Genomic DNA, 25,797 nt, shown 5'->3' on the forward strand with positions numbered 1-25,797 from the left:
AATCCCCTCCCGGCGCAGATGCGCCCCTCAATCAACCGGACGGCCGCGAATGTGCACCGTGCCGACCTTGGTACCGATCCGCGCTTCAACGGGCGTGTGATGGCCACGCGCCCCAAGCGGCCTGAAGGCTACCAATAGACGAGCCTTGTCGCGCAGGAAAGCGATGGTCGAGCGGCCCTTGCGATAACCCGAGACCGGGATGAACTTCGCCCTGCAGGTGATCAGGTCCGTGCCGATCCGCTCTCCCCTGGCTGCCGGCGAGAAAACGATGTCTGCGCGCATTTCGCCATCGAACACCTTGAAGCGGCGGTTGCAGACGTCGGCTGCACTTGCCGCTGGCGACAGCAGGGCCGACAGCGGATCAAGGGCCCCGGCGAGATCCTTCTTCGACACGGCCACCCAGTCCCTGCCGCGTTTCTTGGGCTTCGGCGTTATCACCGTCTCCGTGATCTGCCCCTTGGAAAAACGGATCGTGGTCGTTTCACGCTTTTTGCCGCTCAGATAGGCAAGCTCATAGGAAGATGGCGTCACGGCATCGCCGGAGAGCCGGCCTTTCGAAATCACCGTGCCATCCGTCTTGTCGAACAGGCGCGCAATGCCGGCGCTGGCGAACCGCCCCGAAACCTCGAAGCGGCTTTCATCCAGACGGCTCGTGAAATCGGCCTTTCCAATCGGGATGCCATAGAGAAACGCATCATAGCGAAGGCGGTGCGTCTCGGTCTCCGCCAGAGCGGTTCCTGAAGCGGCGCAAAAGCCAATCGCAACAACAAGACAATATCCAGCAGGCCGCATCACGAGCGGTCTCCTCCAGCCAGGCCGGCGAACCGGCAGCGTCCCTTCCCCTTGCGTGAAGAGGAATATTAAGGCATTTCTTTGGAAAAGGGCCATGGAGATTGTCCGAACAGGGGCGCTGGGTGCTTGACCCGCTCGCCAAATATCTCTATGGAACGGCAACTTTTTCCATAAGGCCGCCAATGATCAACCGCGCGCCGCCAATTTAAGGTGCGGCAGTGGGGTATGGACGGGCCAAGACGATGAAGGTTTGAAAAATGTCCCGCGCCTGCGAACTGACCGGCAAAGCCGTAATGACCGGCAACAATGTTAGCCACGCGAACAACAGGACGCGTCGTCGCTTTCTGCCCAACCTGTGCCACGTGACCCTGCAGTCCGAGGCTCTTGGCCAGAACGTGCGTCTGCGCGTTTCCGCCAGCGCCCTGCGCACGGTGGAGCACCGTGGTGGCCTCGACGCGTTCCTCGTGAAGGCGAAAGCGAATGAGCTTTCCCAGCGTGCACGTCTGCTGAAGAAGCAGGTCGAGAAGAAGATGTCCGAACAGGTTGCAGCTGCCTGAGGCTTCTGCGCCCCGGCAAAGCCGGGGCACTGTTTGACAGGATGATCGGCTCGCCATGGGGCGTGCATTTCCGGGTTGAGGCTTCAAGCCTTTTCAGGATTTGCACCGATGGCGAGCTTTCTGGTTCCATCACCCAGGATAAAAAAATGAATCGGCTTTATGCGATCTGGCCTTTCATGGCCTCCATGGCGATCATCGTGACCGCCTCGAACTTTCTCGTTCAGTTTCCGTTTCGCCATTTTGGCCTGGGTGAGCTTCTCACCTGGGGCGCTTTCACCTATCCGGTGGCGTTTCTCATCAACGATCTGACGAATCGCCGCTTTGGCCCCGGCGCCGCCCGGCGGGTGGTGCTTTCAGGCTTCGTGCTGGCGGTGATTCTCTCGATCTGGCTCGCCAGCCCGCGCATCGCCATTGCCTCGGGCGCAGCGTTCCTCTTTGCACAGCTTCTCGACGTCGCCGTGTTCGACCGGCTTCGCGGCAGCGCATGGTGGCGCGCGCCGCTCATCTCGACGCTGATCGGCTCCATGCTCGACACGGTGCTGTTTTTCTCGCTGGCTTTCGCCGCGCGGTTTGCCTTTCTCGACACGGCATTCGGCCTGGAAGACGCTTCTCTGGCCTTCCCGGTCTCGCTGTTCGGCACAGGCATTGAAGCGCCCTTGTGGCTTTCGCTGGCGCTTGGCGATTTCGCGGTGAAACTGCTGATCGGCTTCGCCATGCTCGCGCCTTATGGCGCACTGCTCACATTCCTGCGCGCAAAACCCGCCTATAACCGGGGTTAGAGCATCGGCCCGAAAATCGGAATCGATTTCCGGAAAGCACGATGCGTGTTTTCAAGAGGTTAGAGCGCCCTTTGTGCGTCCATTCGGACGCACGGCGCTTTGGCCTCAGCCTTCGGCGAGCTTTGCCAGAAGGCGCAGAAAAGTGGCGGTCTCGCGCTGGGTCAGCGGAGCCAGCGTCTCCTCACTCACCTCCAGCGCATCGGGCAGGAGCGCCTCGATGGTCTCCCTGCCCTTGTCGCTCAGGCTGACGACCAGACGACGCCGGTCACTGCCATGCGGCTCAAGCGCAACGAGATCGCGGGCCTTCAACCGGTCGATAACGCCCTTGATGGTCGCGGCGTCCATCGCCACAAGCTGGCCAAGCTGATTCTGGGAGGTTGCGCCAACCTCGTGAAGCTTTGCCAGCGCAGCAAACTGCGGCGGCGTCAGATCGCTGATGCGCGCCGCAAAAATCGCCAGATGGCGCTGGTTGGCCTTGCGCAGGATGAAGCCAACCTGCTCGCCGAGCTCATAGACATCGGCCGTGTTGTTATCGGCCTGCATCCCGAGCCCGTCGCGCTCCACTGTCATCTGAGACCGTCCTCGCCTTTCACTTCGTCGACCGTCAGGCCGCCCATGCGCGCATGGATACGCGGTCCACAGGCCATGGCAAGCACAAACAGGATTTCGTCGGGGCGCGGACCATCCGGCATCCCCACTTCCATCGCGTCGAAATGGCTGCGCACATAGGCCGCGTTGATGTGGCCGAGCGGAATATCGATGCGCGCGCCGAACCCGCCCACCTTCTTGGATGAGGGCACGATGGCCTTCGAATCGCCCAGCCGCTCACGCATGGCGTAACCGCCCGGCACATGCCACAGCGCTCCGTGTTCCAGCTCACCGGCCGTGCCGACAATGGCGCCCTTGCCGAAACCGTCGATCACCGCAATGTCACCGCCAAGCGCAGCGATGAGGCGGTCGGACATCTCCAGCCCGAGCGGCTTCAAATCCTCCATCGCGCTCTCGACCTCTTCCACATAGCCCCCGGCGAAGGGGTTCTTCACCAGTGCCAGAGCGGCGGCGCGGCGACGCGGCTTCATCGGGGCCGGGCCGCCCTCATGGAGAATTTCTTCGGTCACGAGCGCGATCTTGCGCAGGGCGAATTCAGGCATGATGGGCAATCCTGTTGCTGGAAATGTTTCTGGGTCCGGTTGCGCCTTTGGCGGCGCGATCACGCATGCTGACAAGCGGGGCAGCGCCGCATTCGCGCACCGCACCGCACAGGAAAAGGGCCGCACTCTCGATGAGACCACGGTCGCGCATCGCCTCGGCCACGGCAAGACCGCGCCCAAGCGCCTGCGCAACCTCGGACCGCGAGAGCGCGCCAACAGCCTGCGTCACCAGACGGTCGCGCAGATCACTGTCGGGATCGATTTCACAGGCCGGAACGCGGGATATTGCCGGGTGCCCCGGCAGATCAACCGCATTGGCGATCAGCGTCGCCGCCACATCGGCAGAAGCAGCGGAACGCGCCAGCACCGTCACCGCATCGGCGATGCCGAGCGAATGACTGCGCCCGCGCCACCCGCTTGTCGCCATGCCCCGCACGGGATCGTCTGAGCGGATTGTCACGCGGTCGGCGAAGCCGTTTCCAGTTCCGGCAATGGCCGCTTCGAGGCTTTCGCCTTCCCTGAGATAAAACGCGCTGTCGCCGCCATTGTTCACATAGGCGCGCGCCAGCGTCCGCCCCTCAACGAGAGCAGCAAGAACCTCATCGGCAACGCTCCCGGCCACCGCCGCCATGGGCGTAACGAAGGCAGGCGCATGGCGCTCTGCCGCCGCCTCCATGCGGCGCGCGGTGGTGGATGCAAAACTGCGCGGCTCTTCACCGACAGGGATGCGCAGAGCCGGCAGTTCCGCCACCAGTTCTTCAAGGATCGTATCGAACCGCGCAACGGCCTGCCGACAGGCCGCACGGCATTCATCTTCCGCGCCGAACGCCTCGACAATCAGATCAATCGGGCCGTGGTTCAGATGCAGACGACGCCCATCGGCCAACCAGTTGGCGGTCGGGCCGCTCACCGCTTCGGCTCCCGGCGCAACTGGTGTAGCGGCGGCCAGGGGTTCGATGCAGCAGCGCCCCGCGCCTCACGTTGATTGAAGTACTCGCCGCCCTTTTCCAGCACGTCTTCCACGCTGCGGATCTCATCCGCATAGCCGCCGAGGCGAATGTAATCCTCCCGCCGGAGCGTGAACTCGATGGGTGCGACCAGCGCCGGGGTCGGCACATAGCCAAAAGCATTTTCGGGCGTGCGCATCACATCCACCATGATGGTGATGCCACCGCCCGGCCACACATAGACCGGCGCGCCGCCAACCGTGACATAGGTTCTGAGCCCCTGAACCGAGCGCGTGAGATTGACCGGATTCTCCGTCACACCAGCGCGAAGACTGCCTCCCGCACCGCCCATGAACAGAACGGTGCAAAGCGCCGGCTCGCAATTCTCTTCGATCAGCTCCACGGATTTGCGCAGGCGTTCGGGGAACGGCTTCTTAACGGGCTTCAGCGCCTCATCGAGCTCGTAATAGGAAAACTGCTCGCCCGTGGTGGACACCATGAGCAATGAAAGTCCGGGCCGTGCGCCCTTCTTCTCATTGAAGGGGCCAAGAATTTCCAGCGGATCGTCAATGGTCGTGCCGCCCCAGCCAAGCCCCGGCTCGGACACCTTGAAATAGCGCCCCGGTGTGGAGCGTCGGCCGATGATCTTGATGCCGGTGTCTTCCCAGCCGATCACCTTGCCCGCCTGATGCTCGGACACGACGCCGGTGATGTGGTCATCGACGACAACCACCTCGTCCACCAGCCCCTTCCATTGCGAGGCGAACATGCCAATGGTCGCCGACCCGCAGCCGACCCGCATGCGCTCCTCGCGCGTGCCGTCGATGACCGGCGGCTTTCCCGCCTGCACGACAATGCCTGCACCGCCGTCGATGGTCAGCTCCACCGGCTTCTTGTTGCACAGGTCCATCAGCGCCTGGCAGGTGACACGGCCTTCCGCCTTGGAGCCGCCCGTCAGGTGCTGCACCCCGCCGAGCGAGAGCATCTGGCTGCCATATTCAGCCGTGGTCACATGGCCGACCGCCTCGCCATCCGCGCGCACCGTCGCGGCTTCAGGGCCGAGATGCCGGTCGGTGTCGATCTTCACCTTCACGCCGCAATAGGAGAAAATCCCCTCCGTCACGACCGTGACGAGATCGACGCCTTCCACCTCCTGCGACACAATGAAGGGGGCGGGCTTGTAGTCGGGATAGGTGGTGCCCGCGCCGACCGCGCTCACGAAGCGGCGCTTGGTGTTGACCAGTTCGCCATCCCACGGCGCTTCCCCCTCGAAGGGTACCACCGGGTCGCCTTCCTCGGCCGCATGTTCGAGAATGGTCACCGGGTCGCAGCGTGTGATGCGCCCGTCGAAATTGCCATAGCGATCACAGGCGCCCGTGCGCCCTTCGGCGATGTAGCACATGACGGGGCATGCATCGCAGCGCAGCTTGTCGCCTGCCGGCTTTTTGGGCGGCGTCGCCTCGAAACGTTCGGTCAGCTCGTTCATTGTCCTGCCTCCCGCGCCCGGATGGCCGCCAGAATGCGGCTTGGCGTGGCCGGCACTTTCGTCACCTCCACACCCACCGCATGACGGATCGCATTGAGGATCGCCGGCGCGGTGGGGATCAGCACATGCTCGCCCAGCCCCTTCGCCCCGAACGGCCCTTCCGGGTCCGGCACTTCCACGAGAATGGTTTCGATGGGCGGCACGTCGCCAATGGTGGGGATCAGATAATCGTGCAGGTTTTCCGTGCGGCCCGGAACATATTCCTCCATCAGCGCCAGGCCGATGCCCTGCGCAATGCCGCCCTCGATCTGGCCTTCCACCAGAAGCGGATTGATGGCGCGGCCCACATCGTGAGCGGCGACGATCCGCAGGAGCCGCACCGTACCAAGCGTGGTGTCGACCTCCAGCTCCACAAGCTGCGCGCCATAGCCGTAAACGGCATAGGGAACACCCTGCCCCTTCCCGTCCAGCGCCGTTGTGGGCGGATCGTAGGTTTCCTCCGCGCAGAACGCATAGCCATCAGAACCGGCTTCAATCTCAGCGAGTTCGACGCGCCGCCGCACCGCCCCCTCGCGAATAACGAGCGCCCCGTCTTCAAGGCCGATCACCGCCGCATCCGACACATTTGCGAAGCGCAAAATTTTCTCCCGCAAAGCGCGGCCCGCCTTCTCCGCAGCCTTGCCCGTCACATAGGTCTGGCGCGAAGCAGACGTCTTGCCCGCATCCGGCGTGACGCCCGTATCCCCGCCCACGAGTTGGAACGCCGAAAGCGGCAAACCGCTGGCGTCCGCGCAAATCTGCGTCACCACCGTGTTGGAGCCCTGTCCGATATCCACCGCGCCCTGATGCAGCATCACCGCACCGGACGCCGTGACCCCGACGCGGATCTTCGAGGGGTTCGGCAGAGCCGTGTTCCCGCAGCCATACCAGCAGGACGCAACGCCGATGCCGCGCCGCAGCCTCCCGTCGCCCGCATTGGCGCTATCGGCTTCCGCCTGGGCGCGCGCCCAGTGCGGTTTCAGCGCCTCGAGACAGTCGCGAATGCCAACGCCTGAAAGCGCCTGCCCGCAGGTGGTGCGATCACCATCGACAAGCGCATTGTCGATACGGAACGCTAGCCGGTCGCGGCCAAGCTTCTCCGCCAGCCGGTCATAAAGCGTTTCCTGCATGATGGTCGCCTGCGGCACGCCAAAGCCGCGAAACGCGCCCGATACCGGACCATTGGTGTGGATCGCCCGGCCCGTGGCGCGATAATTCGGCGTGCGATAGGGACCGGAGGCGTGAACCGGCACACGGTTCGCCACGGTCGGCCCCCAGCTTGCATAGGCACCGGTGTTGAAATCTCCCTCGAACACCATGCCGGTGACGCGCCCCGCCGCATCCGCACCGATTGAGGCGCGCATGGCCGCCGGGTGCCGCTTGGTGGTGGAGCGCATGGAATCGCCACGTGTGTAGACCATCGCCGCCGGCCGGCCCGTTTTGAGCGTCACCAGCCCCACCAGCGGCTGTAGCGAGATGTCGAGCTTGGAGCCAAAACCGCCCCCTGCCGCCAGCGGCACGATGCGCACCCTTTCAGGCGGCAGGCCCAGAACCCTGGCGGTGTCGTCGCGGTCCATGTAAGGCGCCTGCGTGCAGGCCTTGATGACCAGCGTGTCGCCCTCCATCGCCGCAAACCCCGCCTCGGGCTCGATATAGGCATGCTCCACATAAGATGTCTCGATCTCGCCGGAGACAGAAACGAAAGCCCCCGCCAGAGCCGCCTCGGGATCACCACTCTCCACAAAGCCCTGTGTGAGCTGATTGCCCGTGCGCCCCTCATGCAGATCGGGAAAGTCCGGACGCCGCGCCTCATCCGGCGTAAGCGCATGGGGCAGCGCCTTCCAGCTGACCGGAAACGCATCCATGTCCAGCGCCTCGATGGCCGCGCGTTCGCCGGCGATCAGCGCCACAGCCTCACCACGAAACCGCGCCCGCCCCCCGGCCAGCGCCGGCTGGTCAGCGAAAGGCGGAATGACCCCAAACCGGTTTTCACCCGGAATGTCGGCTGCCGTGAAGACCGCGACAATACCGGGATGCGCCGCGATGAACGCCTCCGTGTCGCCGATCTCGAAATCCGCATGCCAGTGCGGCGAGCGCACCACCGCCACCGAAAGCGCATCGGCCGGACGTTCATCCGCGCCGAACACCTCAGCCCCACTCACCTTGCGTTCGCCATCGAGCCTGATGGGCGACGCCCCGACGGCGCGGCCCTGCTCCACCATGGCCGCATCCGAAGCAACCGAACGGTTGGCGTTCATCACCGCATCGATGATCTTGCGATAGCCGGTGCAGCGGCACAAAACGCCGCCAAGCGCATCCTGAACCTCGGTTTCAGATGGCGCAGGGTTCTTTTCCAGAAGTGCTGCCGCGCTCACGAGAACGCCCGGCGTACAAATGCCGCACTGGGCTGCACCATGGCGCAGGAAGGATTCCTGAAGCGCCGACAGGCTGCCATTGGAAAGCCCCTCCACCGTGCGCACGCGGCTGCCCGACAGCCCCGCCGCCGGCACGAGGCAGGCGCAGACCACCGCGCCATCCACCTCAACCGAACAGGCCCCGCAATCGCCCGCATCGCAGCCAACCTTGGTGCCGGTCAGCCCCAGCCCGTCACGTAGCACGGAAGAAAGCCGCTGGAGTGGAGAAACCTCCGCCACAACGGGCTCGCCGTTCACCTCGAACGAAACGGAAAGTCGCTCTGCGCTCATGCCATGGCCCCTCTTTCCGCTGCAACGCCAAGCGCCCGCTCCAGCGCCCGCGCCGTGATTTCGCGCGCCGCTTCCAGCCGATAGGCGGCCGTGCCGCGCACATCGTCGATTGGCGACAGTTCGGACAGGTCGCACGACGCCACCGCAGAGCGGATATCCGCAACCCGCGCGCCTTTCAGCTGCGCCTCCAGGCCTGAGAGCCGCTGCGCCACCGCCGAGCACGAACCGACACTGACCGCCGCTTCCGCGATCCGCCCGCCATCAATCACCACCCGCGCAGCGGCCATGGCGATGGAAATCACCAGATAGCGCCGCGCGCCCAGTTTCACGAAGCCCGAGTTCCCGCGCGCCGAGGCCCTTGGCACACGGATCGCCGTAAGCAGTTCATTGGGCGCACGCGCCGTCTTGCGATTGCCAAGGATGAAGGCTGCAAGCGGCAGATACCGAACACCCTCCGCAGACCGCAGCTCCACCTCTGCATCGAGCGCCAGAAGCGGCGGCACACCATCGGCCGCCGGCGAAGCATTGCACAGATTGCCGGCCACCGTGCCGGCATTCTGGATCTGCACCGAGCCGACTTCACGGGCGGCAAGCTTGAGCATGTCGAAGCCGGGCGGCAGCGGCGCATCGATCACCGCGCTCCAGCTCGTGCGCGCGCCGATGACGATGTGCGTCGCGGTTTCGTGAATGCCCTCAAGGGCCGACAAGCCGTTGATGTCGAGCACATCGCTCTTCAGCGGGCCCGCGCCGAGGGCGGGATAAAAGTCCGTGCCGCCGGCAAGAATCGTCCAGCGCCTTGAGCATAAAAGCCCCAGCGCTTCCTCCAGTTCGGTCGGTCTGGCATAGTCCATGCTGCGCCTGCCTGCCAATCGCGATGTCGTTCCCAAGCCCTTTTTGCTGCTCTGACGGCGGGGCTTAAATTCATTTGTACACGAATGATACGCTCCTCTGCCGGCTTGTCAAAGGGGAACATTCGGTCCACCTTCCCGGCGATTTCATGCGAGAAGGAGACAGGGCATGGCCGACGAGGCGTTGATCGTGATCGATGTGCAGAACGATTTCTGCCCCGGCGGAGTACTTGCCGTGGCCGGGGGCGACGAGGTTGTACCGGTCATAAACGGGCTGATCGAGCGCTTCGACCACGTGGTTCTGACGCAGGACTGGCACCCGGCGGGCCATTCCAGCTTCGCCTCCTCGCATCCGGGCAAAGCCCCGTTTGAGATGGTCGAAATGCCCTATGGCACCCAGACGCTGTGGCCCGACCACTGCGTTCAGGGCACCGGGGGCGCAGCCTTCCATGACGGGCTTTCATGGGACAGGGCCGAGCTTGTCATTCGCAAGGGCTTCCGCAAGTCGATCGACAGCTATTCGGCCTTTTTCGAGAATGATCACGAAACGCCGACCGGCCTGTCGGGCTATCTGCGCGAACGCGGCATCACCCGGGTGACGCTCGCCGGTCTGGCGACGGATTTCTGCGTCGCCTATTCAGCCATCGACGCCCGCCGTCAGGGATTTGAGGCCACCGTCATCCTCGAAGGCTGCCGCGCCATCGACCTTGGCGGCTCGCTGGCGGCGATGACCGAGAAGATGAAAGAGGCCGGCGTTACGCTGGTGTGAGACAGGGGGGCGGGTTAGGAGCCAAGTCAGGATGCCAAGCGCCCTCGCCCTTCGACAAGCTCAGGATGAGGGCTGTTGGAGCGCAGGGCGCAGGGGCATGTCTTCAACCAAATTCTCCGACAATGCCACAGCCTTTGGCGGTCAGATGGCAGCATCTGAAGCCCGCATAAATTGGGAAAACAGAGAGAAATAAACACACCGTCCCCATGAACCGGTGATCCGGGAAACGAAGATCTGCGCCAAAGTAACCCTCATCCTGAGCCTGTCGAAGGGCGAGGGTGCCAGGCACCATGACCGAAGCCAGGTCACCTTCTCTCGACGCTCCTCATTCTCGACCACCCGCGCTTTTCGAGCGATGATCGCCAAGGCACCCGGCACCATTCCCCTGCCCGTTCCGCGACAGGTCCGGCAGCGCTTCATAGTCGAGTGCCATCAGCGCTTCCTTCTTGGCGCGCGACCAGCCCTTTATCTGCCGTTCCCGGGCAATGGCGTCGAGAATGCGATCATAGGTTTCGGTAAACACCAGCTCCACCGGGCGGCGAGGCTTGGTGTAACACTCAAGAATGCCCGCATTGTGCTCCCACACACGCGCTTCAACCGGCTGCTTGGTCAATCCGGTGTAGTAGGAGCCATCCGCGCATCGCAGGATATAGACCGTGGCTTCCATCGCGCTTCCCGCCAGAAGAAATACATCCTCTGATTGCATTTCATGCGAGCCGCGGAGTCAAGCGCCCTCGCCCTTCGACAGGCTCAGGATGAGGGCTGTTGAAGCGCTGCGCCTGTCATCCACCCACATTGCGACAGCGCTAAAGTAGCCCTCATCCTGAGCCTGTCGAAGGGCGAGGGCGCCCGGGACCAACGTCCCGCGTCACCCCACCCCCACATAACGGTGCACCATGTCCGGGTCTTCCCGCAGGCGCTCCACATCCACCGTCTCGCGGTTGCGGCCGTTCTCGATGAAGGCGACGCGATCCGCCACGGGCAGAACGGCATCAACCCGCTGCTCGACAAGGATGGTGGAAACGCCGCGCTCGCGCAGCCCCGCCACGGTCTCGCGAATGCGCGCGATCATCGAGGGCATGAGACCCTCCGTCGGCTCATCCAGAAGCAGCACCTGCGGCTCAAGACAGAGCGCGCGCGCCATGGCCAGCATTTGCTGCTCGCCGCCCGAAAGCGTGCCGGAGCGCTGCTTCAGCCGCTCGCGCAAAACCGGGAAGAGATCGAGCACGCTGTCACGCGTGGCAGCACCCTTGCCGCGTGTCATCAGCCCGATCTCGATGTTCTCGCCCACGGTCAGTTCCGAAAACAGCCGACGCCCCTGCGGCACATAGGCAACGCCGGCTTTCGGAACCTCGTGCGGCGCGAGGCTATTCAACTCCACATCGCCAAGCAGAATGCGGCCTGCCGTTGCCGGCACCAGCCCCATGATCGTCTTCAGCGCCGTGGTCTTGCCTGCGCCATTGCGGCCAAGCAGGCAAAGCACCTCGCCGGAGCGTAACTCCAGATCGAAACCGCGCAGCACCTGCACATGGCCATAGGCACTGTCGACATTTTCCATTTTCAGGGCAGCCGTCATCTCAACCTCCGAGATAGGCTTGCTGGACGGCCTGGTTGGCGCGGATCTCGGCAGGCGCGCCCTGCGCAAGAATGCGCCCCTGCTCCATCACCGTGATGCGCTCGGCAAGCGCCATGACCACATCCATGTTGTGTTCAATCAGAAGCACCGTCGCCTCCTCGCCGATCTGGCGCACCAGCGCGATGAAATTCTCGATCTCGCTGTCGGAGAGACCCTGCGTGGGTTCATCGAGGATCAGGAGACGCGGCCGCAGCGCCAGCCCCATCGCCACTTCAAGCAGCCGCTGATGCCCGTAAGACAGATTGCCGGCCACCTTTTGCGCGTGCTCCGCAAGGCCCACCTTCTCCAGCGCGTCCATCCCGTGTTCGGTGAGCGCGCGCGCTGAAAGCCCCCGCGCGTGGTCATCGATCAACTGCCGCTGAACCGCCAGCGCCACATTGTCGAAGGCCGTCAGATTGGCGAACACGCTGGTGATCTGGAACGTGTAGGCGATGCCGGCGCGCACCCGCTTGTGGGCCGGCATCTGCGAAATGTCCTGCCCGTCGAAAACCACGCGTCCTTCCGTCGGCGCAACACGCCCGCAGATGAGGCTCACAAAGGTCGTCTTGCCGGCCCCGTTCGGGCCGATGATGGCGTGGGTCTCTCCCTCGGGCAGCGCGAAGTCGACACCATCGACCGCGCGCAGCCCCCCGAAGGCGCGCGCAAGGCCCCTGGTTTCAAGAAGCGGACTCACGGCAGCCATGGCAACCACCTTTCACGCACCGTACCGGTGATGCCTTTGGGGAAGAACAGAATGACGCCGATCAGCACCAGACCGACCACCAGCAGATGCGCGGTGGTGTAGCTCGACGCGGTGTCTATGACATAGAACATGAACAGGGTGCCGATGAGCGGGCCGAGTGTCGTCGCGGCACCGCCGACCAGCACCCAGAGCAGCGGCAGAATGGAATACTGGATCGCCGCAAAACCAGACCCGACATAGCCGAACAGCACCGCATAGGCAGCGCCCGAGGCGGCGCAGAAAATGCCCGAAAGCACCATCGACATGAGCTTGTTGGCAAACACGTCATAGCCCAGCATGCGCATGCGCTCCTCGTTCTCGCGAATGGCGATCAGCGAGCGGCCATAGGGCGCGCGCACCAGAAACAGGATCGCTCCCAGAACCAGCGTGAAAAGCGAAAGCGCGACGAGATAGCGGGTGGAGGGATCGGAGAGATCGAGCGCCCCGCCGGGAAATTCCAGAACGCGCGAGGCCTGCGGCAGAACGAGTCCTTCCTCGCCGCGCGTATAGGTCGTGAAGTAAAGGGTCATCAGATAGAAGACCTGCGCGAACATCAGCGTGACGATCATGAACGCGACGCCGGTTGTGCGCAGCGCCAGAAAGCCGACGACCAGCGCCAGCGCCGCACCGGCGGCAAGCCCCGTCCCGAAGGCCGGCCAGACGCTCCATTCCAGATGGTAGATCGTCAGCCCCGCCCCGTAGAGCCCGGCGGCGAAGAACATGGCGTGGCCGAGGCTGAGCAGTCCCGTGTAGCCAAAGGCCAGATTGTAGCCCATGGCGAAAACGGCCAGCACCAGAACGCGTGCAAACACGCCGCGATGATATTCCGGCAGCAGAAAGTTGAGCGCCAGAAGCAGGAGGACCACGCCGACATGAAGGGCAATGGTCTTTGCAGAAGGGGTCAGTCTGGTCATCGCGCGGCCTCTCCGAAAAGGCCCTGCGGGCGAAACACCAGGATCATCGCGACCGCCAGCGTCGCCAGCATCTTGGCGAGCGTCGGTGAGAAGAACATCGAGATGATGCCATCCGACAGGCCGATCAGCACCGCCGCCAGAACCGTGCCACGCAGCGAACCCAGACCGCCGATGATCACGACGATGAACGACAGAAGCAGTGGATCGTGACCCATCAGGTAATGCGCCTGCTGGATGGGCACGATCAGCACGGCCGCCACGGCGGCAAGCCCCGCCCCCAGCGCAAACACGCCGGCATAGACGCGCCCGACCGGAATGCCGAAGGCCTGCGCCGTCTCACGGTCGAACTGGGTGGCGCGCATGACGAGGCCGATCTTCGTGCGCGTCAGCACAAACCATGTCGCCAGCATCATCAGGATGGAGAAGCCGATCACCGCGAGTTTGTAGGCGGAATAGCCAAACCAGGGCAGCTGCATGCGGTAATTGAACGGCGCTTCGACCGGCCGCGCCTCCGGCCCGTAAAACGTCAGGGCGAGCTGCTGGATGATGTACATCAGGCCGATCGTGGCAACGATGGTCGCCTCCGGCTCATATTTGAGCCGGCTCAAGACCAGCCGCTCGGCAACAAAGGCGATGGCAGCCACCACAAGCGGGCTCAGCACCAGCGCCACCAGAAAGCCGATCGCCGGATGACCGCCGAACAACGACGCGAACCACCAGGCGAGTACCGCGCCCAGCATGTAGAACTCGCCATGGGCGACGTTCACCACCCGCATGACGCCGAAGACCAGTGACAGGCCAAGCGCCATCAGCGCCAGCACAGCCGCCGTCACCAGCCCTTCAAGCGTGGCGAGAAGAAAATACGGACCGAAGGCCATTCACAAACGCACTTTCATGAAAGGAGCCGAAGACACGCCGCCGAACCGTCCCATGGGAAAAGCCGCAACGCTGACGTTCCCTCTCCCCGCATGCGGGGGAGAGGGCAAGGGTGAGGGGCAAACACCGCCCGCCTTGATGTCTTAGAACGACATCGCCGTGTAGTCGGCCTCGGGCTCGTAAGCGCCATCCTCGATGGAGGTGCGGTGCACCACTTCGAGCTTCCCGTCCTTCACCTGGCTGATGCTCTGCTCGCCGAAGACCTGGTGGATCTTGCCGTTGAACAGCTTCTTGCCCTGCGGATGGTCCGGGCCGGCGTCCATCCCGGTCATCGCCTCGGTGGCCTCGATCATGGCGGCGCGGTCATCCGGCCCCTTGTAGTCGCAGGCTTCCATCGCGGCCTTGATGACGTTGAGCGTCTCCCAGCAGCCGAACATGTGAGCGGCGGTGGAGATGTCCTTGCCGTCATTCACGCTCGCGCCATTGTCGTCGATGCCCACCGTCTCGCGATAGGCGGTGACATAGTCCGGCTGATCCGGCTGCGCGTAGCGCGGCATGCCTTCCCAGAAATGGCTTCCTTCAAGGAATTCCAGACCCGGGCTTGCGATATCGACGGCCTCGAGCGAGTCGATGAAGCCGAAGAGCTGCGGCCCGCCGGAGCCGAAGAACTCGCCCATTTCCTTCACGAAGGTGAGCACGGCCGGGCCGACCATGACGTGATAAATCACGTCCGTGTCGCGCGGGATCTGCGGGAAATAGCGTGTGAACGAGGTCTCCGTCGGCGGGATCGGCACCTTGGCCACCACCTGCCCGCCCTGCGCCTCGATGGCCGGGGTGAAGAAGTCGCGGTGGTCATGTCCGAACGCATAGTCCGGATAGACCAGCGTGACCTTCTTGCCGAGATTGTCGGCAATCCACGGCGCCATGGAGCGGGCCTGCGACTTCACATCGGTGATGCCCGGCTGCACGCAGTAGCGGTTCAGCTTGCCGGATGCGACGTGATAGCCCTCGCTGACCACGTAATAGGGAATTTTCAGCTCGCCCGCCGCCGGAGCCGAACCGACGACCACGTGGCTGAACAGCGTTCCGTAAACCAGATCGACCTTGTGCTGGTTGGCGAATTTCTCGACCACCTCGGCACCGCGCTTCGGGTCCGTGCCGTCATCCTCGATCACGATTTCGAGCGGCCGCCCGTTGATGCCGCCGGCATCGTTGATGCGCTTGGCCGCCGCCGCCGTGACGCGATCGTACCAACGGCCATAAGCCGCGCCGATGCCCGTGCGGTGGCACTGGAAACCGATCTTGATGGGCTCGGAAGACTGCGCCTGCCCGTAACGCACGAAGCCGGGCGCGGCGATGAGACCGGCCGCAGCGCCGAGGCCCTTGAGCGCCGACCTGCGGCTGAGACCGCTGTTTAAATTAACCAGAGACTTGCGATTTTCACTCATGCCGGTTCCCCATTGTTGTGATCGTTTGACCGAGCATTTCCAACGGTTGGAAGCATTTTCCAGCGTTGGAAAAATCACTTGTGTACAAACTAAATCACCAATCCAATCCCTTGGCAACAGGACATGCCCCAAGGGAAACGCGCCTGTCTTTTAAAACATTTTAAGTCGCAGCGGAATTGCAGACGGGGGACAAAGTGACGAAGAAACAAAGAGTTACCAAGAAGACCCGCCCGGCAGAAACAGCCGTAACGCAAATGCCGGGATCAAGAAATTTTAATCCGCTTTCTCAGCCCACGGTGGGTGCGGAGAGCAGCCAGAGGCCAAAAACGGTGTAACCGACCATCAGCGCGGCAAGCGGAATCTGGCTGATGGTCGCCACCCGCGCAGAGCCGAAATGCCGATAGGCGATCAGATGCGACAGGACAACGGCCAGCACATGCCCGCCAATGATCGCCACCGCCTGCGCGTTCCAGATCAGCCACGCAGACCGCGCGCCGAGCGTCGCGCCGGCCTGCACATGCATCCCCGCCGTGCCGAACAGGTTCCAGCCCTGCATCAACGGGTCGGAGAGCGCGGCAAGCGCATACTGGCTGTTGATGGTGAACCCCACCAGATAATGCGAGAAATGATAGGCGAGCGCGATGGGGATGATCGACCAGGCCAGAAGACCGCCCGTCTTCACGACATCCGCCTCCCCCACAAACCGGCAACCCAGCCAGACCGAGCCCATGAAGGCGGAAAACAGAAGCACGAACATCAGGGCGAGCCCCAGCGAGTTCGCCCCGACAACCGCCGAACGGCCGGGGAATTCCAGCGGGTTGATGCCGATGAGATCGAGCCAGAAGAATGTGTGCGTGAGCCCGTCGAAGGACACCGAGCTTAAGGCCAGAAGCAGAAAGGCGATGCCGGAAAGCGGCAGCGCCGCGGCCTCTCCAAGCTTGTAGCCCGGCAGGCCGATCACCAGCCGCCGCCCCCTGTCGCCAGCCTCCAGCGCAAAGAAGGAAAGGCGCGAGAGCATGGTGAAGAACAGCGACAGAAACTCCACCCGGCCGCTCCAGCGCTCATGCCCGAACAGGACCATGCCCGCAAAGGTGAAGCCCCAGTAGAGCGAGACGGCAATCGCAAGCCTTTCGGGGTCGGAAGGCGCAAGATAGACAAGCTCGAACCAGGCAAAGCCGAACAGCGTCACAAAGGCCGGCCACATCCCCAGCCAGGCGGGCAGACGCCAGAACCCGTCTTTCGGAACACCCGCACGCACCAGCATGCGCCACGGCCCATACCAGGGGTTGATCCAGTCCCAGACATTGCCAAGAACGCCCTGCACAATGGTCACGCCGACCCACAGAAGCGTCCAGATCACCAGCGGCAGCGGATTGGAAAGCGGATCGCGGCTGCCGTAAAACCCGGCAAACACAAGACCTGCAAGGGCAAGGAATGAGAGCGTGCTTAAAAGCGCACGCCCATCCAGCGGCATCGGAAACAGCCCAGCCCTTCTTGCCGAAAGTCGCTCGAAACCATGCACCGGCAGAAAGACCAGAACCAGAAAGCTCAGCGCAACGGAGAGCATGCCGCCGAACAGGTAATAATCGGTCGGCAGAAGCAGAACATGGCCGCGCTCGGAGGCATGGGCCAGCGCCTCACCGGCGGCGGCGCACAACGCGGCCCCGGTCAGAAACGCACGCGATACAGGCGTTTTCATGCCTGTTTTCCGTGGTCTCCAGCCGTTGTTCCATCAAGATCGGCAAGTGTGAACACGTCGACGGTCAGCCCCACATGCTCTTTCATCAGCGCCAGCACCCCCTCCAGATTTCTGTCCAGGGCAAGCTCCATGAGTTGCGTGTGCTGGTCAAGGGACATGGCCGCATCGAGCGCGGCAATGGCCGCCTCATGACCATCCTCCGCACCCGCCGCCGCGCGCAGCGTCGGCGTGACCGTCAGAAAGATGTGATGCCGGCAGAGCTGCCCCCAGATCTGGGTGTAGAAGTGCTTTAGCCAGGTGGCGTCCGCCGCAGAAAGCAGCGCTTCGTGAAAGGCCTGATGCCGCTCCACCCATTCATGCAAGGCGTCGTCGGAAAGCCCCTCGGCCGGTATCTGGCAGCGAGAAAGACGATAATGCGCCGTGACGACGGCAGCCTCCCAGTCGGCGTCGCCCTTGCGAATGGATTCCTCCAAAAGCGTGTTTTCCACCGCAAGCCGCGCCTTGGAGAGGTCTTCAAGCTCCGCGCGCGAAACGGGCGCAACGGCAAATCCGCGATTGCTCTCCGCCGTGACGAGACGCTCGGCCTCCAGCCGTGAAAGCGCCTCGCGCAGCGGCGTCCAGCCAAAGCCATAGGCATCGCGCAGCGCCGCAATCCGCAGCGGCTGCCCCGGCATCAGGCGCGTCGCGAGAATGTCGCGGCGCAGATGGTGATAGGCTGCCTCCGTCTTCGTCAAAGGCGCGTCATCGTCCACGACCGTATGATGCAAAATGGCTCCTCCTCAGAACAAAAGTATATATAATTCAAGGGGTGTTCAACGATTATATATAGCGTTTGACAGGCATAGCGCCCGCGATATGATGCCCTACGCATTCGGATGGGGAGGAGACGCATCCAGCATGCAAAGCCCATCCGACAGAGGTTGATGCGGGCAAACCGGCGACCTCTGATTTGATGTTTGACATGAGATATGGCGTGGAGGCCATCCTCATGTTTCAGGCCCCTCGGGCCCCCACGGGAGGAATGACATGACTGTAAAATCACGCTTATGGCTGCGCGGCGTTGTTGCCGCCGGCGCTATGGCTCTGGGTCTTGGCGCGGCAAGCGCCGAGCCGATCCGCATCGGCATCGCCAATTTCGGCGAGCATCCGCAGCTCAACACCGCGATCCAGGGTTTTAAAGACGCCATGGCCGCCGGCGGCTACGAGGAAGGCAAGGACGTTGTCTACTCCGAGAGCCACACCAATTTCGATGCATCGCTCGTGCCGCAGATGATCGCCAAGCTGCAGGCCGAAGGTCCGGTGCTCATGTACACGGTGACGACGCCGGTCTCGCAGATCGCCAAGAAGGCGCTTGCCGGTTCCGGCATTCCGATCGTCTTTTCCGCCGTCACCGATCCGGTGGCCGCCAAGCTCGTCCCCTCCTGGGAGGCCGGCGATGAAGGCATGACCGGCGCGACCGACCTGCAGGATGTCGCCGCCGTCATGGAGTTTGCCAAAAAGCTCGTTCCGGACGCAAAGCGCATCGGCCAGCCCTACAATCCGGGCGAGGCCAACGACGTGGCGCTGCTTGAAAAGGTTCAGGAAGCCGCTCCCGCCGCCGGCTTCGAGGTCGTGGCCGTGGGCGTCGACAATGTGAACGACATTCAGCAGCGCGTCGCGTCGCTGGCCGGCAAGGCCGACGTGATCTACACGCCCGCCTCCAACCTGTTGCAGCCGGCCATCGCCGCCGTTTCGGCTGCCGCCCGACAGGCCGGCATCCCGATCATCAATTCCGATGATGGCGCCGTTTCCGATGGCGTGGTTCCGGCAAGCTTTGCCGTGAACTACCAGCAGGTCGGCCTCAACGCCGGCAAGATCGCGCTGCAGATCCTCGACGGCACGGACCCCAAGTCGATCCCGCCGATGAACCCGGCCTATGAAGATCACTCGCCGCGCATCTCGAAAAAGGCCATGGCGGCCTTCGGCCTCGAGATCCCCGAAGAGTTCGCCGACTGCAACTGCATCGTCGACTGATACGGCAAGAGACCAGACGCGGCGTCTCCCCCTTTTCCGGGACGCCGCGTCAGCTTTAAGGGAGGTGCCGGTGCTTGAAGTTCGTGCCGCACGCAAAGTGTTCTACCGGGGACAACCCGACGAAAAGATCGCCCTCAACGGGCTCGACCTCACCCTGAAAACTGGCGAATTCGGCGTCGTGATCGGCTCCAACGGAGCGGGCAAGAGCAGCATGCTCAATGCCATTTCCGGGTCGCTCTCGCTTGATTCAGGCCAGATCCTCATCAATGGCGATGACATCACGGCCCTGCCCGTGCACAAGCGCGCAACCCGCATTGCCCGCGTGTTTCAGGACCCCATGCTCGGCACCGCCGCAAGCATGACGGTGGCGGAAAACATGCTGCTTGCAGAGCTGCGCAGCAAGAAGCGCACGCTGCGCCACGGGCTCAACGCCAAGCGCCTTGCCGATTACCGCGACAGGCTCGCCATTCTGGGCCTCGGCCTTGAAGAGCGGCTGGAAACACGCGTCGACCTTCTGTCCGGTGGCCAGCGCCAGTCGCTGTCGCTCATCATGGCGGTGGGCGGCTCGCCCGACCTCCTGCTGCTCGACGAGCACACAGCCGCTCTCGACCCGCGCACCGCTGACATCGTGATGGAAGCGACCGTGCGCGCGGTGGACGCGCTGAAGCTCACCACGCTTATGGTGACGCACAACATGCAGCACGCCGTCGATTACGGCCATCGCGTCATCATGCTCAATGCCGGCCGCGTGCATCTGGAAATCGGCGGAGAAGAAAAGGCCAATGTGACCGTGGCCGACCTGGTCGGCCATTTCGCCATCAAGACCGACAGCATGTTGCTCGCGAGCTGACCCCGATGATCGATTTTCTGCAAACCACTCTGACGAGCTTCGTCGCACTCATCCCCGTAACGCTCGCGCAAAGCCTGATCCTCGGCTTCGTCGTCGCCGGCATCATGATCCCCTTCCGCATGCTGAGCTTTCCGGATCTCACCAGCGAGGGCGCGTTTCCGCTGGGCGGCTGCGTCTGCGGCCTGGCGCTTGCGTCCGGCCTCGGGCCGCTCACGGCCATCGGACTGGCCCTGCTCACCGGCTTCATCGCCGGCTGCTGCACCGCCTTCATCCATCTGCGCTTCCGCATCCACACGCTACTGGCCGGCATCCTGGTGATGACCATGCTCTACAGCGTGAACCTGCGCATCATGGGGCGCTCGAACCTCTCGGTGTTCGGCACGGAAACCATCTTCGACTGGGTGCCGTTCGTACAGCCGGGCTTCCCGCTCGCCAAGATCATCGCCGTCGGCCTCATCACGCTGGTGATCTTCCTGGCGCTCAACTTCTTCTTCACGACGGAGAAGGGCACGGCAGTGCGCGCCGTGGGCGCAAACCCGGTGATGGCCGAAGCACAGGGCATCAATGTCTGGGCGGCAACCATTGGCGGCATCGGCCTTGCCGGCGCGTTCTCCGCCTTCAGCGGCGCGCTGATGGTGCAGTCGCAGGGCTTCGCCGATGTGAACATGGGCCTCGGCATCCTCATCAACGGCCTTGCGGCGCTGATGATCGGCGAGGCAATCGTCGGCAAGGCGACCGTGTGGCGGCAGCTCCTCGCGCCCTTCGCCGGCGCGATGGTCTACTACCAGCTCGTCTCGCTGTGTCTGGCGGCAGGCATGCCCCCACCCGACCTGAAGCTTGCAACCGGCGCATTCGTGCTTCTGATGCTGGCCCTGCCCACGCTGCGCGCCGCGCGCAGCCGGCAGGCGGCGACACCGCGCGAGAGCTTCCGCGAGTAGAAAACTCCGGGCGCGGCCCCAGAGCATTTTACCGCTCTAATACGGTGGATGTTCTAATCGAGGGGCCGCGCCTCGGAAGGCAGCATGATCGGAATGCCGTCACGCACGGGATAGGCGAGCTTGGCGCTCTTCGAGACCAGTTCGCCATTCTCCCGGTCCCAGCGCAGCGGGCCCTTGGTCAGCGGGCAGACCAGAAGCTCAAGCAGCTTGCCATCCATCGGTGCGACCGCAGAGACCGCCTGACCGTCCCGTTTCTCATCATTCATCGTCTTTTCCCTCGAGAACCCGTCACTGAAGCCGGTGCGTGGCGTCGCCCTCACCCTGCGCCAGAACAATCTCCGTAATGGCGATCAGCGTGTCGGCCCGCGTCTTCAGATCAGGCGCTTCCAGAAGCGCCTGCTTTTCCGCCGGACCATAAGGCACCATCATCGACAGGGCGTTGACGAGGCTCGCATCCTCGGCCTGATGAACACTGTCCCAGTCGGCCTCGAGATCATTGGCCTCCAGATAGGCGCGAAACGCCCGCAACAGCGCCGCACGGTCCACCTCCGGCTCTTCCGGATCGTCATGCAGATCGCTTTCGAAGGGCAGGATGCGGCACTGGCGGAACGGCGTCTTGACGCTCAGTTCCTCAAGCAGCCGGAACCGGCAAATGCCGATCAGGGTGATCAGATAGCGCCCGTCTCCCGTCTCGGAAACGGAACCCAGCCGCCCGACACACCCCACATCGCAGAGAGCCGGTTCGCCATCGGGCCGCGTCGCACCATCAAGGCGCGGCTGCACCATGCCGATGAGCCGCCCACCGGACAGCGCATGGTCCGTCATGGCCAGGTAGCGCGGCTCGAAAATGTTGAGCGGTAATCGTCCACCCGGCAGAAGCAGGGCCGCCGACAATGGAAACACGGGGATCACACTGTCGATATCGCGGCCGCTGCGATACGAAAAATTACCTGCCTTCACACGACGTCTCCCGATGTTTACCCGATATCTGGAGCAGCCTCGCCAATAGGCAAATAATCGGGCAGCTTATGAGAACAGAAGCGACGACAGCTTGCGCCGCGCCGAAAGCGTTGCCGGATCGGTTGCGCCCCAGGCCTCGAAGAATTTGAGAAGCTGGGCGCGCGCGCCGTCTTCCTGCCACTCGCGATCCGCCCGCACGATGGCCAGCAGGCTTTCCGCCGCTGCCGCCCGGTCGTCCTTCGCATTCTGCAGAAGCGCCAGGTCGAAGCGGGCCTGATGGTCGTTCGGGTCGGCGGCAAGCCGCTGCTCCAGAGCGGCTGCGTCGCCCAGATCGGCCACCTGCTCGGCAAGCGCCATCTTGGCCTGCACGGCGGCGATGGGCGCTGCATCTTTCTGCTTTTCAGGAACCTGCGCAAGCACCTGTGCGGCCTGCTCCGTCTGACCCGCTTCGAAAAGCAGATCGGCAAGACCGCCAATGGCGTCCACATTCTCCGGCTCGCGCTGAAGGATCGCAGAATAGATCTGCGCAGCCATCTGCTGGTCGCCATTGGCGACAGCCTCTTTGGCGGCCTCAAGCGCGCCGGCGATCTCGTCATTGCCCGCGCCGGCGGTGAGCTTGTCGATGAACGCTTTCACCTGGCTTTCAGGCAATGCGCCCATGAACCCGTCAACCGGCTGCCCATCCTTGAAGGCAAAGACGGCGGGGATGGACTGCACGCCGAGCTGGCCGGCAACCGCCGGGTGCTCGTCGATGTTCATCTTCACCAGCTTGACCTTGCCGCCCGCCGCGCGCACCGCATTTTCGATGATCGGGGTGAGCTGCTTGCAGGGGCCGCACCAGGGCGCCCAGAAATCCACCAGAACCGGCTGATTGCGCGATTCCTGGATCACGTCAGCCGTGAAAGCGGCCGTCGTCGTGTCCTTGATAAGATCGGCCGCTGCGAGCTGGGGCTCATCCGACAGCGTGAAGGTCTGCGAAGCCGGCTCGGGAGCGGATGCGGGCGCTGCGCCGCCGCCGAAATCCACATTGGTGGTGTAGTCCCCACCGGCTGCGCCATAACCGCCGGACTTCCCGTAAGGATTGTCACCGTTGTTCATAAAAGCCTCTTCCTGCTTGCGGTCCGGCTCGCTGTTCGTGCAGCGCCCGGCCGGCCGATAGAAATCGTTTCGTCGCTCCAAATGTGGCGATCACTCGGTCACTTTCAAGACGAGCGGCTCATGCGCGACCGCTTCCAGAAAGCGCATCAGGTCGTCACGCCGGATGGATGTGGTCGCCTCATTGGTGAGCGGGTGCGCGTTGATGAGATCATTTTCCATCAAATCCGCGTCGAGCACCACCTTTACGCTGTGCTCTTCATCATTGATCACGCCAAAAACCGTCACCGACCCCGGCTCCACGCCGAGAAATTCCATCAGCCTGTCAGGCTTGCCGAAGGAAACGCGGCTGGCAGCGCCGATCTTGTGATGAATCGTCTTCAGATCGACCTGCGCATCCTCGTCGACGGTCACAAGAAAGAAATTATCCTTCTTGTCTTTCAGAAAGAGGTTCTTCGTGTGCCCGCCCTCAATCTCCCCGCGCAGCGACTGGGAATCTGCAACGGTGAAAAGCGGCGGGTGCCGATGGGTTTTCGCGTCGATTCCCAGCGTTTCGAGATATTCGAGCAGGTTTTCGGGAGTTTTCGGCACGGTTTCACCCCTTTTCAACAACGGCGTCTTCAGAGCGAACTAGCCGCTGAAAGCCAGCAAATGCAAGCCCTTGAGCGACATTGAAGGTTCCTCCACCGCCGACTTTTTTGCGCCTGCGAAGGCGTTTTTAAAAAAACGCAACATCACTGTCGATTTCCTGTTGCATCTGCGAGCGGGATCAGACTATAAGCCCATCGTCGGAAGCGACGAAGCGAGCGGGCGTAGCTCAGGGGTAGAGCACAACCTTGCCAAGGTTGGGGTCGTGAGTTCGAATCTCATCGCCCGCTCCAGTTTCCGAAACTCAAAAAGCCGCGGTCATCCGCGGCTTTTGTGTTTTCCGGATCAGGAAAATCGCGCTCCCGAAAATTCCCCTGTGAAACCGGCACTGGCCAAGCGCCCGCACGGCAGACGGCCAGACGCCTTGCAGCCAGCGCGAATTCATGCAACCCGACGCTTGTCCGGCAGCCGGCTTATGCCATGCTGACCGTGATTTAGCTGAAGGTTTCGAGAATGCTGGCTGTCCTTGTCCATATCACCATCGTCACCACTGCGACGCTCCACATCCTGCTGCGCCGCAACAGACAGCCGGAATCGCGCATGGCGTGGCTCGTCGTGGTCATGACGCTTCCATATCTCGGAGCACTCGCCTATCTGCTGCTCGGCCAGACCAGCGTTGGCCGCAAGCGCATCAAGAGGCTGACCAGCGCCTTCAACGACCTGCCGCGCCCCCCGACGCAGAACGCAGAAGCCCGGACACCGCTTTCAGCATGGGACGAAGCCCTGTTCCGGGTCGGGCGCTCCATCTCCGGCTATGAGCCGGTCAGCGGCAATCATGCAAAGCTGATGAAGGATTCGGATGCTGCGATTGATTCGATGGTGGCCGATATCGACGCGGCCCGCGATCACGTGCACCTCGTCTTCTACATCTGGCTGGATGACGGCAATGGCAACAAGATCGCCGATGCGCTGATGCGCGCCGCCGCGCGTGGCGTCACCTGCCGCGCCATGGTCGACGACATCGGCTCACGCGCCCTGGTGAAGACGCCGCTCTGGCGCAAGCTCTCGGAGGCCGGCGTGCACACGCGCACCGCCCTGCCCGTGGGCAATCCCTTCCTGCGCATTCTGGATGGCCGCATCGATCTGCGCAATCACCGCAAGGTGCTCGTGATCGACAACGCCATCACCTATTGCGGCAGCCAGAACTGCGCCGATCCCGCATTTCTGCCCAAGGCGAAATTCGCGCCATGGTTCGATGCCGTCATGCGCTTCACCGGGCCTGTGGTGCGCCAGAACCAGCACCTCTTCGCCAGCGACTGGATGGGCAATGGCGGCGACGACATCACCGAGATTCTGAAAGAGCCCGTGGAAGCGCCGAAAGGCGGCTTCTTCGCGCAGGTGGTGGCGACCGGCCCGACCTTCCGCGCCTCCGCCATGCCCGAAATGTTCGAGAGCCTGATTTATTCGGCGAGGCGCAGCGTGTTCATCACCACCCCCTATTATGTGCCGACACAGGCGCTTCAGGCTGCGATCTGCGCCGCCGGCAATCGCGGCGTCGATGTCACCATCATCTTCCCCGCCCGCAACGACGATTTCGCCGTCGGCGCGACCTGCCGCAGCCATTATGAAAGCCTGCTGGAAGCGGGCGTCAAAGTGCATGAGTTCCAGCCCGGCCTTCTGCACACGAAGTCGCTGACCGTGGATGGAGACGTGACGCTGATCGGCTCGGCCAATATGGACCGGCGCAGCTTCGACCTGAATTACGAAAACAACATCCTGCTGCACGACCCGCAGACCACCGCCGCAATGCGCGCGCGGCAGGAGGAGTATCTCGCCCAGAGCCGGCCAATCACGCTTGAGGAGGTGCGCGGCTGGAGCATGCTCCAGCGGCTCAAGCAGAACGCACTCGCGATTGTGGGGCCGATACTCTAGAGCAATTCCAGGAAAAGTGGGGACCGGTTTTCCGTCCGGAATTGCGTAAAAACA

26 protein-coding genes and 1 tRNA gene are annotated in these 25,797 nt (G+C 63.2%); 8 read left to right on the forward strand and 19 right to left on the reverse strand.

All coding sequences use genetic code 11. The annotated features are described in order from the left end of the window. Positions 1–27: 27 nt before the first annotated feature. Complete coding sequence (locus tag JYP46_RS13110; protein ID WP_206548338.1) at positions 28–792, reverse strand: DUF3108 domain-containing protein; 765 nt, start codon at positions 790–792, stop codon at positions 28–30. Positions 793–1,049: 257 nt separating this feature from the next. Here JYP46_RS13110 and rpmB point away from each other — a divergent pair, with 257 nt between their 5' ends. Continuing rightward, complete coding sequence (gene rpmB / locus JYP46_RS13115) at positions 1,050–1,349, forward strand: 50S ribosomal protein L28 (RefSeq protein ID WP_113153159.1); 300 nt, start codon at positions 1,050–1,052, stop codon at positions 1,347–1,349. A 146-nt stretch (positions 1,350–1,495) separates the two neighbouring features. Next, on the forward strand, positions 1,496–2,128 hold the full coding sequence (locus tag JYP46_RS13120; RefSeq protein WP_113153160.1) for a queuosine precursor transporter: 633 nt from the start codon (positions 1,496–1,498) through the stop codon (positions 2,126–2,128). A 105-nt stretch (positions 2,129–2,233) separates the two neighbouring features. Here JYP46_RS13120 and JYP46_RS13125 read toward each other — a convergent pair whose 3' ends face one another. The 6 genes from JYP46_RS13125 to JYP46_RS13150 are packed head-to-tail and all read right to left on the reverse strand — an operon-like array spanning position 2,234 to position 9,307. Then, positions 2,234–2,698, reverse strand: coding sequence for a MarR family winged helix-turn-helix transcriptional regulator (locus JYP46_RS13125; RefSeq protein ID WP_206546188.1), 465 nt, complete (start codon positions 2,696–2,698; stop codon positions 2,234–2,236). Further along, positions 2,695–3,279, reverse strand: coding sequence for an amino acid synthesis family protein (locus tag JYP46_RS13130; protein WP_206548339.1), 585 nt, complete (start codon positions 3,277–3,279; stop codon positions 2,695–2,697). Before JYP46_RS13130 ends, JYP46_RS13125 begins: the two co-directional genes overlap by 4 nt. Continuing rightward, on the reverse strand, positions 3,272–4,189 hold the full coding sequence (locus JYP46_RS13135; protein WP_206548340.1) for a UPF0280 family protein: 918 nt from the start codon (positions 4,187–4,189) through the stop codon (positions 3,272–3,274). Before JYP46_RS13135 ends, JYP46_RS13130 begins: the two co-directional genes overlap by 8 nt. After that, positions 4,186–5,712, reverse strand: coding sequence for a 6-hydroxynicotinate reductase (locus JYP46_RS13140; RefSeq protein ID WP_206548341.1), 1,527 nt, complete (start codon positions 5,710–5,712; stop codon positions 4,186–4,188). Before JYP46_RS13140 ends, JYP46_RS13135 begins: the two co-directional genes overlap by 4 nt. After that, positions 5,709–8,456 carry a molybdopterin-dependent oxidoreductase gene (locus JYP46_RS13145; RefSeq protein ID WP_206548342.1) on the reverse strand — a complete coding sequence of 916 codons (2,748 nt, stop codon included), beginning with the start codon at positions 8,454–8,456 and terminating at the stop codon, positions 5,709–5,711. Before JYP46_RS13145 ends, JYP46_RS13140 begins: the two co-directional genes overlap by 4 nt. Next, on the reverse strand, positions 8,453–9,307 hold the full coding sequence (locus JYP46_RS13150; protein WP_206548343.1) for an FAD binding domain-containing protein: 855 nt from the start codon (positions 9,305–9,307) through the stop codon (positions 8,453–8,455). The genes JYP46_RS13145 and JYP46_RS13150 overlap by 4 nt, the downstream gene beginning before the upstream one ends. A 166-nt stretch (positions 9,308–9,473) precedes the next feature. On the opposite strand from JYP46_RS13150, the gene pncA reads away from it, so the two are divergent. Continuing rightward, the gene (gene pncA / locus JYP46_RS13155; protein WP_206548344.1) at positions 9,474–10,073 is read left to right on the forward strand and encodes a bifunctional nicotinamidase/pyrazinamidase; all 600 of its coding nucleotides are present in this window, start codon (positions 9,474–9,476) and stop codon (positions 10,071–10,073) included. 325 nt (positions 10,074–10,398) lie between these two features. Here the strand turns inward: pncA and JYP46_RS13160 are convergent, their stop codons facing one another. The 8 genes from JYP46_RS13160 to JYP46_RS13195 form a co-directional block, all read right to left on the reverse strand. After that, positions 10,399–10,740, reverse strand: coding sequence for a GIY-YIG nuclease family protein (locus JYP46_RS13160; RefSeq protein WP_206548345.1), 342 nt, complete (start codon positions 10,738–10,740; stop codon positions 10,399–10,401). A 201-nt stretch (positions 10,741–10,941) separates the two neighbouring features. Further along, the gene (locus JYP46_RS13165) at positions 10,942–11,649 is read right to left on the reverse strand and encodes an ABC transporter ATP-binding protein (protein ID WP_206548346.1); all 708 of its coding nucleotides are present in this window, start codon (positions 11,647–11,649) and stop codon (positions 10,942–10,944) included. Position 11,650: 1 nt separating this feature from the next. Next, positions 11,651–12,391: an ABC transporter ATP-binding protein gene (locus JYP46_RS13170; RefSeq protein WP_206548347.1), complete on the reverse strand. Its 741-nt coding sequence runs from the start codon at positions 12,389–12,391 to the stop codon at positions 11,651–11,653. Continuing rightward, the gene (locus JYP46_RS13175) at positions 12,379–13,344 is read right to left on the reverse strand and encodes a branched-chain amino acid ABC transporter permease (protein WP_113153169.1); all 966 of its coding nucleotides are present in this window, start codon (positions 13,342–13,344) and stop codon (positions 12,379–12,381) included. The genes JYP46_RS13170 and JYP46_RS13175 overlap by 13 nt, the downstream gene beginning before the upstream one ends. Continuing rightward, entirely contained in the window at positions 13,341–14,222 is an 882-nt protein-coding gene (locus tag JYP46_RS13180; protein ID WP_113153170.1) for a branched-chain amino acid ABC transporter permease, read from the reverse strand. The genes JYP46_RS13175 and JYP46_RS13180 overlap by 4 nt, the downstream gene beginning before the upstream one ends. A gap of 141 nt (positions 14,223–14,363) precedes the next feature. Beyond that, on the reverse strand, positions 14,364–15,668 hold the full coding sequence (locus tag JYP46_RS13185) for an ABC transporter substrate-binding protein (RefSeq protein WP_113153171.1): 1,305 nt from the start codon (positions 15,666–15,668) through the stop codon (positions 14,364–14,366). Positions 15,669–15,954: 286 nt separating this feature from the next. Further along, positions 15,955–17,367, reverse strand: a complete 1,413-nt coding sequence (locus JYP46_RS13190) for a hypothetical protein (protein ID WP_206548348.1) — start codon at positions 17,365–17,367, stop codon at positions 15,955–15,957. Further along, positions 17,364–18,134, reverse strand: a complete 771-nt coding sequence (locus JYP46_RS13195; protein ID WP_206548349.1) for a GntR family transcriptional regulator — start codon at positions 18,132–18,134, stop codon at positions 17,364–17,366. Before JYP46_RS13195 ends, JYP46_RS13190 begins: the two co-directional genes overlap by 4 nt. A gap of 259 nt (positions 18,135–18,393) precedes the next feature. Here JYP46_RS13195 and JYP46_RS13200 point away from each other — a divergent pair, with 259 nt between their 5' ends. The 3 genes from JYP46_RS13200 to JYP46_RS13210 all read left to right on the forward strand — a co-directional run bounded on the left by JYP46_RS13200 (position 18,394) and on the right by JYP46_RS13210 (position 21,168). Next, positions 18,394–19,380: an ABC transporter substrate-binding protein gene (locus JYP46_RS13200; protein ID WP_206546179.1), complete on the forward strand. Its 987-nt coding sequence runs from the start codon at positions 18,394–18,396 to the stop codon at positions 19,378–19,380. A 70-nt stretch (positions 19,381–19,450) separates the two neighbouring features. Continuing rightward, a complete protein-coding gene (locus tag JYP46_RS13205; protein WP_206546178.1) occupies positions 19,451–20,230 on the forward strand; it encodes an ABC transporter ATP-binding protein in 780 nt (259 codons plus the stop codon). 8 nt (positions 20,231–20,238) lie between these two features. Beyond that, positions 20,239–21,168 carry an ABC transporter permease gene (locus tag JYP46_RS13210; protein WP_206546247.1) on the forward strand — a complete coding sequence of 310 codons (930 nt, stop codon included), beginning with the start codon at positions 20,239–20,241 and terminating at the stop codon, positions 21,166–21,168. A gap of 53 nt (positions 21,169–21,221) precedes the next feature. On the opposite strand, the gene JYP46_RS13215 is transcribed toward JYP46_RS13210, so the two are convergent. The 4 genes from JYP46_RS13215 to JYP46_RS13230 all read right to left on the reverse strand — a co-directional run bounded on the left by JYP46_RS13215 (position 21,222) and on the right by JYP46_RS13230 (position 23,814). Beyond that, the gene (locus JYP46_RS13215) at positions 21,222–21,434 is read right to left on the reverse strand and encodes a Trm112 family protein (protein ID WP_162742205.1); all 213 of its coding nucleotides are present in this window, start codon (positions 21,432–21,434) and stop codon (positions 21,222–21,224) included. 22 nt (positions 21,435–21,456) lie between these two features. Continuing rightward, entirely contained in the window at positions 21,457–22,128 is a 672-nt protein-coding gene (locus JYP46_RS13220; RefSeq protein WP_206546177.1) for an LON peptidase substrate-binding domain-containing protein, read from the reverse strand. A 66-nt stretch (positions 22,129–22,194) separates the two neighbouring features. After that, positions 22,195–23,226 carry a thioredoxin gene (trxA, locus tag JYP46_RS13225; RefSeq protein WP_206546176.1) on the reverse strand — a complete coding sequence of 344 codons (1,032 nt, stop codon included), beginning with the start codon at positions 23,224–23,226 and terminating at the stop codon, positions 22,195–22,197. 90 nt (positions 23,227–23,316) lie between these two features. Next, on the reverse strand, positions 23,317–23,814 hold the full coding sequence (locus tag JYP46_RS13230) for a prolyl-tRNA synthetase associated domain-containing protein (RefSeq protein WP_113153178.1): 498 nt from the start codon (positions 23,812–23,814) through the stop codon (positions 23,317–23,319). Positions 23,815–24,029: 215 nt separating this feature from the next. Between JYP46_RS13230 and JYP46_RS13235 the strand changes: the two genes are divergently transcribed. Together JYP46_RS13235 and cls are read left to right on the forward strand one after the other, a co-directional pair. After that, a tRNA-Gly gene (locus tag JYP46_RS13235) sits at positions 24,030–24,104 on the forward strand. A gap of 220 nt (positions 24,105–24,324) precedes the next feature. Next, entirely contained in the window at positions 24,325–25,743 is a 1,419-nt protein-coding gene (cls, locus tag JYP46_RS13240) for a cardiolipin synthase (RefSeq protein ID WP_206548350.1), read from the forward strand. Positions 25,744–25,797: the final 54 nt, after the last annotated feature.

Origin of the sequence: Nitratireductor aquimarinus (genome assembly GCF_017255295.1) — a bacterium.
GTDB classification, from domain to species: Bacteria; Pseudomonadota; Alphaproteobacteria; order Rhizobiales; family Rhizobiaceae; genus Nitratireductor; species Nitratireductor aquimarinus.